The sequence below is a fragment of the Burkholderia torrens genome, from assembly GCF_984668525.1.
On sequence record NZ_OZ480212.1, the window covers coordinates 2,567,412 to 2,581,221 of the forward strand.

At 68.2% G+C, this 13,810-nt stretch carries 16 protein-coding genes; 12 read left to right on the top strand and 4 right to left on the bottom strand.

Annotated features, from left to right (window positions below):
• The first annotated feature begins 55 nt into the window (after window positions 1-55).
• From AC5LXX_RS27725 to AC5LXX_RS27735, 3 genes are all read left to right on the top strand, one after another.
• Complete coding sequence (locus AC5LXX_RS27725) at window positions 56-1,339, top strand: aromatic ring-hydroxylating oxygenase subunit alpha (RefSeq protein ID WP_493411808.1); 1,284 nt, start codon at window positions 56-58, stop codon at window positions 1,337-1,339.
• Entirely contained in the window at window positions 1,336-1,839 is a 504-nt protein-coding gene (locus tag AC5LXX_RS27730; RefSeq protein WP_493411809.1) for an aromatic-ring-hydroxylating dioxygenase subunit beta, read from the top strand. The genes AC5LXX_RS27725 and AC5LXX_RS27730 overlap by 4 nt, the downstream gene beginning before the upstream one ends.
• Window positions 1,840-1,906: 67 nt before the next feature.
• Entirely contained in the window at window positions 1,907-2,293 is a 387-nt protein-coding gene (locus AC5LXX_RS27735; protein ID WP_493411810.1) for a tautomerase family protein, read from the top strand.
• Between the two features lie 44 nt (window positions 2,294-2,337).
• Here AC5LXX_RS27735 and AC5LXX_RS27740 read toward each other — a convergent pair whose 3' ends face one another.
• The gene (locus AC5LXX_RS27740; RefSeq protein ID WP_493411811.1) at window positions 2,338-3,891 is read right to left on the bottom strand and encodes a sensor histidine kinase; all 1,554 of its coding nucleotides are present in this window, start codon (window positions 3,889-3,891) and stop codon (window positions 2,338-2,340) included.
• Window positions 3,892-4,041: 150 nt separating this feature from the next.
• On the opposite strand from AC5LXX_RS27740, the gene AC5LXX_RS27745 reads away from it, so the two are divergent.
• The 5 genes from AC5LXX_RS27745 (at window position 4,042) to AC5LXX_RS27765 (ending at window position 8,205) form a co-directional block, all read left to right on the top strand.
• Window positions 4,042-5,235 (top strand): acyl-CoA dehydrogenase family protein, encoded by a 1,194-nt coding sequence (locus AC5LXX_RS27745; RefSeq protein WP_493411812.1) that lies wholly within the window; start codon window positions 4,042-4,044, stop codon window positions 5,233-5,235.
• A gap of 103 nt (window positions 5,236-5,338) precedes the next feature.
• A complete protein-coding gene (locus tag AC5LXX_RS27750; RefSeq protein ID WP_493411813.1) occupies window positions 5,339-5,716 on the top strand; it encodes a hypothetical protein in 378 nt (125 codons plus the stop codon).
• A gap of 8 nt (window positions 5,717-5,724) precedes the next feature.
• A complete protein-coding gene (locus tag AC5LXX_RS27755) occupies window positions 5,725-6,246 on the top strand; it encodes a nuclear transport factor 2 family protein (protein WP_493411814.1) in 522 nt (173 codons plus the stop codon).
• Window positions 6,247-6,277: 31 nt separating this feature from the next.
• A complete protein-coding gene (locus AC5LXX_RS27760; RefSeq protein WP_493411815.1) occupies window positions 6,278-7,402 on the top strand; it encodes an amidase in 1,125 nt (374 codons plus the stop codon).
• 59 nt (window positions 7,403-7,461) lie between these two features.
• Window positions 7,462-8,205 (top strand): SDR family NAD(P)-dependent oxidoreductase, encoded by a 744-nt coding sequence (locus AC5LXX_RS27765; protein WP_282507659.1) that lies wholly within the window; start codon window positions 7,462-7,464, stop codon window positions 8,203-8,205.
• 13 nt (window positions 8,206-8,218) lie between these two features.
• Here AC5LXX_RS27765 and AC5LXX_RS27770 read toward each other — a convergent pair whose 3' ends face one another.
• The gene (locus tag AC5LXX_RS27770) at window positions 8,219-8,854 is read right to left on the bottom strand and encodes a response regulator transcription factor (RefSeq protein ID WP_493411816.1); all 636 of its coding nucleotides are present in this window, start codon (window positions 8,852-8,854) and stop codon (window positions 8,219-8,221) included.
• A gap of 353 nt (window positions 8,855-9,207) precedes the next feature.
• Here AC5LXX_RS27770 and hpaC point away from each other — a divergent pair, with 353 nt between their 5' ends.
• The gene (gene hpaC / locus AC5LXX_RS27775; RefSeq protein ID WP_322082323.1) at window positions 9,208-9,753 is read left to right on the top strand and encodes a 4-hydroxyphenylacetate 3-monooxygenase, reductase component; all 546 of its coding nucleotides are present in this window, start codon (window positions 9,208-9,210) and stop codon (window positions 9,751-9,753) included.
• Between the two features lie 11 nt (window positions 9,754-9,764).
• Here the strand turns inward: hpaC and AC5LXX_RS27780 are convergent, their stop codons facing one another.
• Together AC5LXX_RS27780 and AC5LXX_RS27785 are read right to left on the bottom strand one after the other, a co-directional pair.
• Window positions 9,765-11,015 (bottom strand): YbfB/YjiJ family MFS transporter, encoded by a 1,251-nt coding sequence (locus tag AC5LXX_RS27780; protein WP_493411817.1) that lies wholly within the window; start codon window positions 11,013-11,015, stop codon window positions 9,765-9,767.
• A gap of 174 nt (window positions 11,016-11,189) precedes the next feature.
• Window positions 11,190-11,735, bottom strand: coding sequence for an RBBP9/YdeN family alpha/beta hydrolase (locus AC5LXX_RS27785; protein ID WP_493411818.1), 546 nt, complete (start codon window positions 11,733-11,735; stop codon window positions 11,190-11,192).
• Window positions 11,736-11,852: 117 nt separating this feature from the next.
• On the opposite strand from AC5LXX_RS27785, the gene AC5LXX_RS27790 reads away from it, so the two are divergent.
• The 3 genes from AC5LXX_RS27790 (at window position 11,853) to AC5LXX_RS27800 (ending at window position 13,807) form a co-directional block, all read left to right on the top strand.
• Window positions 11,853-12,308: an Lrp/AsnC family transcriptional regulator gene (locus AC5LXX_RS27790; RefSeq protein ID WP_493403846.1), complete on the top strand. Its 456-nt coding sequence runs from the start codon at window positions 11,853-11,855 to the stop codon at window positions 12,306-12,308.
• Window positions 12,309-12,672: 364 nt separating this feature from the next.
• Entirely contained in the window at window positions 12,673-12,795 is a 123-nt protein-coding gene (locus AC5LXX_RS27795) for a hypothetical protein (RefSeq protein ID WP_006766865.1), read from the top strand.
• Window positions 12,796-12,853: 58 nt separating this feature from the next.
• Entirely contained in the window at window positions 12,854-13,807 is a 954-nt protein-coding gene (locus tag AC5LXX_RS27800; RefSeq protein WP_493411819.1) for a CgnE/CgnB domain-containing protein, read from the top strand.
• The last annotated feature ends 3 nt before the right edge of the window (window positions 13,808-13,810 follow it).

Below are 13,810 nucleotides of genomic sequence, written 5' to 3' on the forward strand. Positions count from 1 at the left end.
ACCCGATACCGCGCATGACGCGGCCCGATTTCGCGACTCTTTCCCCACGACGACGATGAGCGACATTTCCTACCAGACGATCGACACCCGCGCGCTGCACGGTCTCGCGCAGCCCGACCGCATCGCGCCAGCGATGTATCACGATCCCGCGCTGTTCGAAGCCGAGCTCGACCGCATCTTCTACCGCACCTGGATCTGGGTCGCGCACGAAAGCGAGCTGCCGAACCCCGGCGACTTCATCACGACGACGATCGGCCGCCAGCCGGTGATCGTCGTGCGCGACAAGACCGGCGAGATCAACGTGCTGCAGAACCGCTGCCGCCATCGCGGCGCGACCGTGTGCGAATCGCACAAGGGCAATGCGAAGGGCTTCACGTGCCCGTATCACAGCTGGTCGTACGCACTCGACGGCACGCTGCGCGCGCTGCCGTACGGCGACGGCTACGAAGGCGTGTGCGAGAAAGGCGACCTGCCGCTCGTGAAGCTGCGCGTCGGCGTGTACCAGGGGCTGATCTTCGCAAGCCTCAACGACGACATCGAACCGCTCGAGGATTTCCTCGGCGGCGCGAGGCCGTGGATCGACCTGTTCATGAAACAGGGCGCCGGCTACCCGATCAAGGCGAACGGCGAGCACAAGTTCAAGTTCAAGGGCAACTGGAAGATCCAGCTCGAGAATACGACCGACCTCTACCACTTCCCGGTCGTGCACAAGTCGTGGATGAAGTCGATCGACGACGAGACGGCCGCCGCAATCACGAGCTTCATGACGAGCGAGCACGCGTTCTGCCGCGGGCTCGGCAACGGCCACAGCCTCGCGGTGCTGATGCCCGAGCTGATCGACCTCGACGACGACGACGGCGCGCCGCTACCCGAGCGTTTCGCGCCGCTCGCCGCGAAGCTCGCCGAGCGCCACGCGCCGGAAGAAGTGCGCCGCATCGTGCGCTCGCTGATGGGCGTCGGCTTCAACCTGAACCTGTTCCCGAACCTCGCGCTGTCGATGGCGTTCTTCCGCGTGCTGCGGCCGATCGCCGCGAACGAGACCGAGATCCGCCACGTCGCGCTCGCGATGGACGGCGGCCCCGACGAAGCGAACCGCGAGCGGCTACGCATCCACGAGCATTTCCAGGGCCCGTTCGGCTTCGGCAGCCCCGACGACGCGGAAGCGTGGGAGCGCGTGCAGCGCGGCGCGCATGCGGGCCCCGACGTGCCGATCCTCGTGAACCGCGGGCTGAACCGCGAGACGACCGCCGCGAACGGCGAAAAAACCGCCCATGCGACCGACGAGACCGGCATGCGCGAGGCCTACCAGCAATGGCGAAAGATGATGGAGCAACAGTGATGGACGACCGTAACGCCCTCTTTTCCGAGCAGACCTTCGCCCGCGCGGTCGAATTCGTGTGGCGCGAAGCCGAGATGCTCGACCGCCGCGACTACCGCGCGTGGCTCGACCTGTGGGATCCGGCCGGCCACTACGTGGTGCCGATCGATCCCGACACGACCGATTTCGCGGCGACGCTGAACTACGTGTTCGACGACCGGGACATGCGCGAGAAGCGCGTGCAGCGGATGGTGTCCGGTTACTCGGCATCGGCGACCGACGCGGCGCGCACGGTGCGCACCGTGTCACGCTTCACACTGGAAAGCAGCAGCGCCGGCACCGTCGAGCTGAAATCGGCGCAGGTCGTCGTCGCGTACAAGCGCGGCGTCGCGACGCTGTTCGCGGCCGACGTCACGCACAAGCTGCACGTCGATGCCGAAGGCGAGATGCGGATCGCCGAGAAGGTCGTGCGCCTGATCGACTCGACCGAAGCGCTCAGCGCGATCGGCTTCCTGCTGTAAGCCGTCGCCGGTTCACCGCTGCAAAAGTGCAAAGGTGAGCCGGCAACCTTCACCTTTCCGGACCACCATGCCCACACTCGAAGTTTTCCTGCCGGCCGGCCATGACGACGCCCGCAAGGCCGAACTGATCGCACGGCTGACCGGTGCGACCGTCGAATCGATCGGCGCACCGATCGAATCGGTGCGCGTGCTGCTGACCGAATTACCCGCGACGCATGTCGGCCTCGGCGGCCGCAGTGCCGCCGACGGCGCGCCGCCGTCGCTGCCGGTGATCCTCGCGATCCTGATCGCCGGCCGCACCGACGAACAGAAGCGCGCGCTGATCGCTGCGCTGTCCGATGCGGGTGCGAACGTGCTCGATGCGCCGCTGCAGGCCACCCGCGTGATCATCAAGGACATTCCGAACACCGATTTCGGCATCGGCGGCCAGACCGCGCGGGCGCTGGGGCGCTGACCATGCGCCGCGCGTCGCTGCCCGGCCATGACACGACGCAGCGGCTACGCGTGCGCGCTGGCGAGCGGCAACGTCACGCGGCAGTCGAGGCCGCCGCCGTCGGCCGGGCTCGCCGCGATCCGCCCGCCGTGACGCGTGACGATGCTCTTGCACAGCGACAACCCGATCCCGTTGCCGCCGGCCTTCGACGACGAGAAACCGTCGAACAGCCGGTCGTGCGCATCTTCCGCAATGCCCGGGCCGTTGTCGATCGCGCGCAGCTCCGCGTGCCCGGCCACGTTCGCCGTACCGAGCGTCAGCATGCGAGGCACGCGCTCGCAACTGGCGAACGCCTCGATCGCGTTGAATGCCAGATTCAGGATCACCTGCCCGATCAGCACGCGCTCGCAGCGGATCGGCAGCGGCACGTCGGCCTGCACGATCGAGACCGTCACGTCGGCTTCCTTCGCACGCAGCTCGATGAAGTAAGCCGCGTCGGAAAGGATGTCGCGCAGGTCGGCGACCGCGACGACCGGCTCGCGCTTCACGATGAATTCGCGCACGCTCTTGATGATCAGCGCCGCATGCTCGGCCTGCCGGTCGGCGCTGCGCAGCCCCCAGATCGCGTCGTCGACGGCGCCATTGCCGTTCAGCCGCCGCACCGCGCCTTCGATGAAGTTGCGCACGGCCGCGAGCGGCTGGCTCAGCTCGTGCGCGATCACGCTGGCCATCTCGCCCATCGCGTTGTAGCGTCCCGCGTATTCGAGCATCCGCGCTTCGGCGCGCCGCGCGTCCTCGATCGCGACCTCGTCGCTCACGTCGCGGAACTGCACGAGCAGCCCGTCGAGATCGCCTTCGATCTCGACCTGCCGGCACAGGATGCGCAGCCAGCACGGCGAGCCGTCGCGCCGCACGATCCGGTAGCGCTGCGGCGCGGACGGGTATGCCGACGGCGCATCGCGCAGTTGTGCGACAAGGCGGTCGCGATCGGCCTCGGAGCAGTAGTCGAGCACTTCGCCGAGCGATTCGTCGGGCGCGAGCCCGAGCACGCGGCGGCCCGACTCGCTGATGAACTGCACGCCGCCGTGCGGCGTCACGACCGCGATGCCTTCGTCGAGATCCTGCATGAATTCGCGCAGCCGCGCCTCGTAGCGGCGCAGTTGCTGGCGGACCGCCTCTTCAGCGCTGATGTCGCGGAACTGCACCATCACGACATCGTGCCCGCGCAGCGGCACGTAGGTCGCGGTGGCCTCGGACAGCATGTCGACACCCGTACGCGATCGATAGCACCATTCGTACACCTGCGGCCCGTCAACGAGCGCGCGATCCCATGCGCTCACCGCGATCTCGCGCTGGTACTTCGGTTCGGGACGCGTCATGTCCGGCGCCTTCAGCGGCAGCAATTCCTCGACGGAAAAGCCGAGCGCGATGCACGCGGCGCGATTCGCCCACACGATCGCCTTCGTCTGCGCGTCGTGCAGCAGCACGCAGGTCGTCAGCGCGTCGAGCAGCCGGTGGAAATCGTCTTCGTCGGGAAAACTCATGATCGGATTCGGATGAAGGCGCGCGGCATCGCGCGGCCGGAAACCCAACATAGCACCGGTGCGCGCCGATCGCATCTGAAGATTTCTTTAGGCCGGCACGGAACCTCACCAGTCGCGCGGCCCAACGCACCAATTGCTGCGTGTTTTCGGCGTTTCTAGACTGGCTCCATTGCCTTGCCCCCCGCAACCGAACCCGACATCGCACCCTATCCCCAGGAGACAACCATGCCGCAAGCCGCCCTCGCCGTCGAACCCGCACCGTCCTCGCCGCCCGTGGCAGGCACCGTTGCCGCGCCGTCGTCGCCGCTCGACGCGGTGATCGAGACCGTCGCCGCGCGCCGCGAGGAATTCGATCGCCTGTCGCACGTGCCGCGCGACGTGATCGCGCTGTTCAAGCAGGCCGGCATCTATCGTGCGGGCACGCCGCGCCGCTTCGGCGGCGATGCACTCGCGCCGACCGCGTTCCTCGACATGATCGAACGGATCGCGACCGCCGACGGTTCGGCTGCGTGGGTCGCGAGCTTCGGCTCCGCGAACGTCTATCTCGCCGCGCTGCCGCTCGAGACCCAGGCCGAGCTGTACGCGAGTGGCCCCGACCAGGTGTTCGCGGGCGGCCTGTTCCCGGTGCAGCCCGCGCAGGCCGCGCCGGGCGGCTGGCGCGTGAACGGCACGTGGAAATTCGCGAGCGGCTGCAAGGGCGCCGACTGGCTCGGCGTCGGCATCGCCGTGCCGGGCGCGCAGGACGCCGCGCCGAACAAGCCGCGCACGGCCGTGTTCCGCGCGGCCGACGTCGAGATCGTCGAGAACTGGAGCGTGGTCGGCATGCAGGGCACCGGCAGCCACGACCTGCGCGTGAACGACCGCTTCGTGCCCGAGGCGTGGACCTTCGTGCGTGGCGGCGAGCCGACCGTCGACGAGCCGCTGTACCGCTACCCGACCGTCGCGTACGCAGCGCAAGTGCTGGCCGTCGTCAACCTCGGGCTCGCGCGTGCGGCGCTCGACGTCGTGAACCGCATGTCCGGCGGCCGGCAGACGACGACCGGCGCGCCGCGTCTCGCCGATCGCGCGTACTACCGCATCGAGCTCGCGAAGGCCGAAGCGCAACTGCGTTCGGCACGCGCATTCTTCTATGACGCGACCGACGGCGTGTGGCAATCGATCCTCGCCGGCAACCCGGTGACGCCCGACCAGGTCAGCCTGCTGCGGCTCGCGGCGACGCAGATCGCACGCGAAGGCGCGAGCGTCGTCGAACGCGCGTACCGTCTCGGCGGCACGGCGGCGATCTATCGCACGCATCCGTTGCAGCGGCTGCTGCGCGACGCGATGGTCGTCACGCAGCACGCGTTTCTCGGCGAGGGCAACTTCGACGGCGCCGGTGCGGTATTCACCGGCGTGACGCCGTTTCCCGGCTATCTGTAACCTGCGTCGACCCAAGCCATTTTTCGAATGCGCATGAAGCCGATGCCGAAACGGCGTTACCCGCCGCTTCATGCGCTCCACCGATTCCTCTGGAGAACCTGATATGTCCGATTCGAATTCGCTGCCGCTGCGCGTCCTGTTCTGCTGCGGCGTGTCGCAGAACTTCTTCGACCTGCCGCGCGAGAAGATCGGCGAAGTGTGGCAGGCGTACGGCGCGATGCTCGCGGCCGTCGAAGCGATGCCCGGCGTGCGCGTGCTCGGCGTGATGGACGACGATCGCCTCGTGGTCGGCCAGGCCGACGGCGCGCCGTGGACCTTCTACATCATGGCCGACGTCGCCGATTTCGACACGACGGTCGCCGTGTGCAACCTGTACCGCACGACGCCCGTCGGCGAATACAACCTGTGGCGCTACGGCAAGATCGAGGCGCGCGTCGGCCGCGCGCTGGCCGTGCCGCCGGCCGCGAAGCCCGCCGCGTGAGGCGCGCGATGGCAGACCTGTCGCCGGAGCTGATCGACGCGCTCGTCCAGCGCATGGCGGCGCTCGACGCCGAGCGCGCGGTGCGCGCGACGATCACGCGCTACATGGCGCTGTGCGACGTGCCCGAGGATGCCGGCGCTGGCCCGTCGCTCGCCGAGCTGTTCTGCGCCGACGCGGTGTGGGAAGGCATCGGCCCGCAGTACGCGCAGAAGTTCGGCCGCCTCGAAGGCACGGCCGCGATCGTCGCGATGCTGGGCCGCTACCTGCCGCCCGATCCGCATTTCTCGGCGAACCTGCACTTCCTGACGTCGGAATCGATCGAGATCGGCGCCGGCAACGCGAGCGCGCGCGGCCGCTGGATCATGCTGCAGGCATCGCGCTATGCGAGCGGCACGGCCGAGCTGATCGCCGCACGGCTGACCGTCGATTTCGCGCCGGCTGCCAATGGCTCCGCATGGCTGATCCGCCATTTCCGCACCGAGCGCGTGCTCGACGGCCCCTGGCCGCTCGCCGCCGCGCCACGGTCCTGATGCTTCCCCCTGCTTTCGCACGATACCGACCATGACAGGCTTCATCGACACCTTCACGCTCGGCGGCCCCGGCCCCACGATCGCGATCAAGGATACGATCGACATCGCGGGCCACCCGACCCGCGCGGCGAGCCGCGCGCTCGCCGGCGCGCCGCCGGCCGCCCGGCATGCGGACGTGGTCCGCCTGCTGCTCGACGCCGGCTGGCAGATCGCCGGCAAGGCGAACATGCACGAACTCGCGTTCGGGATGACCGGCATCAACGACTACACGGGCACGCCCGTCAATCCGCAAGATCCGACGCGCATTCCCGGCGGCTCGTCGAGCGGCTCCGCCTCGCTCGTCGGGCTCGGCGCCGTCGACGCAGCGCTCGGCACCGATACCGGCGGCTCGATTCGCGGGCCCGCCGCGTGCTGCGGCGTGGCGGGGCTGAAGCCGACGTTCGGCCGCGTATCGCGGCGCGGCGTCGCACCCACCGACACGACGCTCGATTGCGTCGGGCCGTTCGCCCGCGATATCCGCACGCTTGTCGCGGTGATGGCCGCGATCGCGCCGGGCTTCGATCGTGCGCAAGCCACTGTCTCCGCGTCGGGTTGCACGGTTGCGCGCATCACCGTCGAAGCCGATCCGGCGATCGCCACCGCGCTCGACGCGGCCGTTCTTGCATCGGGCCTGCGCTCGCACGAAGTCGCGCTCGACGCCATGCCGGCCTCGTTCGCGGCCGGGCTCACCGTCATCAATGCGGAAACGTCCCGCGCGTTCGGTCATCTGGTCGAAACCGGCCGGCTCGGCGCCGATCTCGACGCGCGCCTGCGCTCGGCCGCGACGACGACACCCGCGGCAATCGAGGATGCCGAGGCCGTCCGCACACGCTTCACCGCGCAGGTCGATGCAGCGCTGGACCACGCGGACGTGCTCGTGCTGCCGACGCTGCCTGCATTGCCGATCACGCTGCAGCAGGCACGTGACGGCATGTCGGTCATCGCGATGTCGTCGCTGATCCGGCCGTTCAACCTGAGCGGCCATCCGGCGCTCAGCCTGCCGCTGCCGCTCGCCGGCTCGCCGCTGAAGGCCGGCCTGCAGATCGTCGGGCGCAAGGGCGCGGACGAACAGGTCTGCGCGATCGCTGCACATTTCGAAGCGGCACTCGCCGCATGAATCACGATGCGGGCGCCGCTTCAACCGGCGTGCGCCCGCGAACTTGGGAACCACACACCATGTCAGATCGAGTCGTCCTCGTCACCGGCGCCGCGCGCGGGCTCGGCGCCGTCATCGCCGAGCGCTTTCATGCAGCCGGCTACCGCGTCGCGCTGGCCGATATCGCCGCCGACGCCATTCACGCGCATGCACGCGACCTCGACCCGAGCGGTGAACGCGCGATCGCGCTGCCGCTCGACGTCACGTCGAAACGCGATTTCGAAGCCGCGCGCGATGCGCTCGTCGCGCGCTGGGGCACGATCGACGTGCTCGTCAACAATGCGGGCGCGTCGAAGGTGGTGCCGGCGATGGAGATCACAGCCGAGCAGTTCGACCAGGTGATCGACGTAAACCTGCGCAGCGTGCTGTTCGGCTGCCAGGTGTTCGGCCGGTATTTCGCGGAACGCGGCGCGGGCCGCATCGTCAACATCGCGTCGCTCGCGGGGCAGAACGGCGGCTCGGCGACGGGTGCGCACTACGCGGCCGCGAAAGGCGGCACGCTGACGCTGACCAAGGTGTTCGCACGCGATCTCGCCGCGCAGGGCGTGACCGTCAACGCGATCTCGCCGGGCCCGCTCGACCTGCCGATCGTGTATGAAAGCGTCGCGCCGGAAAAGCTGCGTCAGGTACTCGCGAGCCTGCCGGGCGGCAAGCTCGGGTCGGCCGCGTTCGTCGCGGATGCAGCCGTATTGCTCGCATCGGGCGACGCGCATTTCGCGAACGGCGCATGTTGGGACATCAACGGCGGGCTGTACATGCGCTGAGCCCGCCGGCGCCTCATCGCGACGACTCGCCGTCGTCGCCCCACACGACCATCACGTCGCGCACGAGCGCGGCGATCGACGTCGCGCCGAGCTTCTCCTTGATGCTCGCGCGATGCACGTCGACGGTCTTCACGCTGATCGACAGGTCCGCCGCGATCTGCTTGCTGCCCTTGCCGTCCACCACGCCGCGCAGCACTTCCTTCTCGCGCGCGGTCAGCGCATCGAGCCGCTGGCGCAGCTCGCGGTGACGCTGGCTCACCGCATGCCGCTGCTGCGCGAGCCGCAGCGCGCGCTGTACGCGTTCGAGCATCTGCTGCGAGTTGTAGGGCTTCTCGACGAAATCGATCGCGCCGTTCTGCAGTGCGCGCACCGACATCGGAATGTCGCCGTGCCCGCTGACGAAGATCACCGGCAGCGTCGCGCCGCGCGCATTCAGTTCGGCCTGCACGTCGAAGCCGCTTTTCTCCGGCATCCTCACGTCGAGCACCAGGCACGCGGGCAGGTTCACGTCGAAGCGCGCGAGAAAATCGGCCGCGTTCGCGAACCCTTCGGACGCGATGCCGACCGATTCGAGCAACCATGCGAGCGACGTCCGCATGCCGCCGTCGTCGTCGACGATGTATACGATCGGTGCGGGTGACGTCGTCATCGCGGGTGTCTCGCTGAATATCGGTATGGGTATCGCACGCGCTGCGCGAGAGGCCGGTGACCGGCGTGCCGCGAGCGTCGTTCGCTGGGGATGTGCGGCACATCATAACGAGCCGAAAACCCGCTGCAAACCCCTGCACGTGCCGCACGAACGCGTAATCGCGGTTTTTTTCGCACGCGGCGGCACGCATCTAGGTAGAACCTTTAGACGCGTCGGCAGGAACGCCATCCCGATCGCCAATCGTGCGAATGGTCGGCCGCATTTTCGCGACGTACGCTCGGGTCATCGTCGGCGATCCGGCGCTGCACCGGCAGCGCGACGCGATCGCTGCTTTCGTCCAACCAGGAGCGCCCATGTCTTCCACGACCGATATCCAGCGACCGGCCCGCGTCGAACCGACCGACGCGCAGAAGGCCTTCCGCCAGGCGATGGCCCACCTCGGCGCAGCCGTCAACGTGATCACCACGGCCGGGCCGCACGGCCGCTGCGGGATCACCGCGAGCGCCGTGTGCTCCGTCACCGATGCGCCGCCGACGCTGCTCGTGTGCCTGAACCGGTCGAGCGCGATGCACGCGACCTTCGAGCGCAACCGCCATGTCTGCATCAACGTGCTGCCGGCCGAGCACGAGCAGCTCGCACGACACTTCGCAGGGCTCACCGACCTGCCGATGGAGCGGCGTTTCGACCTGCCCGTGTGGGATCGGGGCGAGCAGGACGTACCCGTGCTGCGCGACGCGCTCGCGAGCCTGCAGGGCACGATCGCCGAGATGAAGGAGGTCGGCTCGCATTCGGTGATGTTCATCGAGGCGACGTCGATCCGCGTGCGCGACGACGGCGACAGTCTCATCTACTTCAGCCGCGCGTTTCATCGCGTATCGCGCACCGCCTGCGTGCGGTGACGTTCGCGTGACTACGCGGGCGGCCGCAATGCGCGCTGCCCGGCCGCAAGCGCCGCGCCCGCGAACAGCGTCAGCGCCGAATACACGAGCCCGCGCGCGAGCCCCGCGCTGTCCGACACCCAGCCGATCGCGACCGGCCCCGCGATCTGGCCGAACGCAAACACCGTCGTGAACGCGCTGATCCCCTTCGCCCAGCCGTCGGGCGGCAGGTTGTGCCGCACGAAGGCCGTCGTCGACGCGACGGCCGACAGGAACGTCGCGCCGAACAGCACACCCGACGCAAACGCGGCGGCCGGATGCACGAACATCGCGGGCATCAGCGTCGCGATGCCGAGCAGTGCGTTGAGCACGGCGAGCGCCTGGCCGCCGCGCATCCGGTCGAGCAGCGCCGACCACAGTCGCGCCGACACGACGGTCGCGACACCCAGCATCACGTAGAACGCCGAAACGACCGTGCCGTTCATGCCCGCGCCGCGCAGCAGCGCGACGATGAACGTCATGTAGCCGATATAGCCGACACCGAACAGGCCGTAGCCGGCCAGCGCGAGTGCGAAGCGGGCCGGGCTTGCGGTTGCCGCCGGCACCGCGCCGCCGTGCGGCCTGGCCGGCGCCGCATGCCCATGCTCGATGCGGCGCGCGGCCGACACGGCCACCGCCGAAAACAGCACGCATGCGGCCGCGAGCGCGAACCATGCCGGCTGCCAGCCGTGCACGCCCTGCGTGAGCGTGGCCGGCACGAGCAGCGACGACGCGACGATGCCCCAACCCGTACCGCCGTAATAGAGGCCGAGCAGCAGCCCCGCATCGCGCGGCGACGCCGACGCGAGCCGCGCGGCCAGCACACCGCCGCTGATGAAGATCAGCGCGCTGCCGACACCCGTTGCCAGCCGCTGCACGAGCAGCGCGTGCATGCCCGACGTGAGCCCGCACGTCGCCATCAGCACCACGGTCAGCGCGCAGCCAGCCGCCAGCAGCGTGCCCGCGCGCCAGCGCCGCGACAGCAACGGAAACGCGAGCGCACCGATCAGGTAGCCGGCCGCGTTCGCGGTGTTCAACGCGCCGGCCTGCGCGAACGTCCAGCCGAGATCGGCCTTCATCGGCGGCAGCAGCAACGCATACGAAAAGCGTGCGAGGCCGAGCGCGATCGCGCTGCCGAGCGACAGGCCGATCGCGAGCCGCCACGCGGCCATGCGGTCGGGATCGGTTGCGCCGGCGTCCGGCCGCGAGGGGCCGGCGTGCTCCGGTTGCGGCGCTGCGCGCATCGCGGTGTCTCCATCGTGGTTCGAGGCCGGTGCGGACCTCGGGCCCGCACCGACGACACGCGTGGCGTGGCCGATACGGAAACCGTGTTGTGGCGGGCGTCGATCCCGATGGCCGGAACCGGTGCGCCGATCGGCCCATGATACTTGACCGGCCGCGCGCCCGGCACGCGTGCGCTACGCGCCCAGTCCGGCGGCAAAGGCGGCGAAAAGCGCGCGCCCCTCATGCCACTGCGCCAACCCGGAAGCCGCGTTCAAATGGCCGCGCGCGCCGAGCACCAGCGGCTTCGCGCCGCGGGCCGCCGCCCATGCGATGGCTCGCCCGGACGGGTCATACGGATCGTCCGAACTTGCGATCGCCACCACCGGCCGGTCGCCTAAATCCTCATCCGGCACACGTGCGAACGCCCGTGCCTCGACCGGAAAACGCGGACCGTCCGGATCCGGCACAGCCACGAGAAACGCCCCGTGCACAGCGCGCGTTGCGGCGGCACGCCAATGCGCGAACAACAGGCACCCGAGGGAATGACACACCACGACCGGCGGCGTCCCGGCCTCCGCGACGGCCGCATCGAGCGCCCCGATCCAGTCCGTCAAGTCGGGGGTGTCCCACGACGCCGGCGCCATTCGCACGGCACGTGGAAACGCCGCTTCCCAGTGGGTCTGCCAGTGATCCGCTCCCGAGTTGCCGATCCCCGGCACGATGACGATGCTTCGATCCATTCCCGTCTCCCTGAACATGAGGGCTCCCAGTCTGACCCGCCGGGCTTCCACACGGAATGGCAAGTCATCGGATATTGAGACAGAATTCCGATGAATCAACGGAACAGGAACACCGAGATGCCCGATGGAGAACTGGATCGCCTGGATATTTCGATCATCGAAGCGTTGCAGGAGAATGCGCGCACGCCGTTGTCCGAAGTCGGCCGGCGCATCGGCCTGTCGCAGCCGGCGACGTCGGAGCGCGTCAAGCGCCTGGAGGAGCGCGGCATCATCGCCGGTTACACCGCGCGGATCGATCCCGTCGCGCTCGGGTTGGGGATGATGGCCATCATCCGGCTGAGAACGACGCACGAACACATCAAGCCCGCGTTGAGTGCGTTCGCCGAGATGCCGCACGTCATCGAGATTCATCGCATGACCGGCGAGGATTGCTTCTTGCTGAAGGTGCTCGTGCCGACGCCCGGCCAGCTCGAGACCCTCATCGACGCAATCGCCCGCTTCGGCGCGGTCACGACTTCCCTCGTCCTCCGGTCCGAGCCGGTCAAACCGCTCGGCAAGGCCCTGTTGGGCTGAAACCGGCAACGGTCCTGCGGCGCATGCATCGTTCGTGAATGACGGAAAAAGAAACGATCGATGCAATTGGATGCTCGATTTGAAAAATCGCGTTAATCGAGCAATCGATCACGGCCCCAATATTCGATAAAAAATCGACGCCGCTCGTGATTCGGCTTGTTCGCGTCGAAAACGCGACGGACGGGAAATTCCGCGTGTTTAGCACGCTCTGGCTAAAATCCTTGCAACGCATTGCATTCGCAAATTCGTCAGACTAATATCGACGCCACTTGTCCGGCATTCACAAAATGCTGAACGAGGAGCGGGAATATTTTTTACCGCGCTTTCATGTTGAATCACTCATGTTTACCACAGGAGAATTGACATGCAGGACACCCAGCAGATCGAATTGCTTGATTGGATGCAGGAAGACACGCACCCCGAGGCCGTCGACATGATGGTCGAGGACGCCGTGGTGCCGTTCGGCACCGCGCTCTGGCCGGTCTGAGCGGGCCACCCGTTCTCGCGGAAGGGCCGCGGCCCTTCCGCCGCTTCCGGAGATACGCATGCTGAACCTGCACCGCGCGCTCGGGTTTCACCCCGCGTTGCGCGACAAGCTGGCCCGCGGCGAATCGGGAAAACTGCTGGTCGGCTACGACACCCGCAACCGCGACATCGCGTTGCGCGCGTTTTCCGCCCTGCCCGAATCGCTCGACGCCACGACCCTCTGCCTCGAAAGCACCGCACCCGCCGACATCGCCGCCGCGCTCAACGACGCCGACCTTTTCGTACTGCTATACGACTCGTCGTGCCTGCCGACACCGTCGCCGAGCGGTCCGCCGTTCCTCGCCGCGATTCGCCCGGCGATCGTCGAGCACTGGAGCAAGTCGGTTTTATTCAAGGATTACGGCCCGCACCTCGACGAGGCATTCGCCGAATCGCTCGACGACATCGCCGCACGCAACGGCCGGCTGATCGACGCGGCCACGCACGCATCGCAGATCCGCTTCATCGACGAAGCCGGCAATACGCTGACGGGCTCGCTCGCACCGGATCAGAAATGGACGAGCGTGGACGGCATGGGCAATCTCGACGTCGTGCCCGGCGAGATCGCGACGCACGTGACCGACCTGAGCGGCTCGGTCGTGTTCAGCGGCACGTTTCTCGGCACCGTGCCGTTCGCGATCAAGTACAAGGTGGCCGAGCAACTCGCGACGCTGCAGGTCGAGAACAGCACGATCGTCGATTTCGACACCGACGACGCAGGCTTTCGACGCGATTTCTCGACCTATCTCGACCGGCACGCGAATCACCGGCGCATCGAGGAATTCGGCATCGGCACGAACCTCGGGATCCGCGGGCTTTATGGCCGCAACGCAGGGTTCGAGGAACGCCATCCGGGCCTGCATCTCGGGCTCGGCGGTGGCGAAAACGGCAGCCACCACCTCGACCTCATCTTCGCGCGCGGCACGCTCGCACTCGACGAGCGGGTCGTGTTCGACGGCGCGTTCGCCGTCTGACGA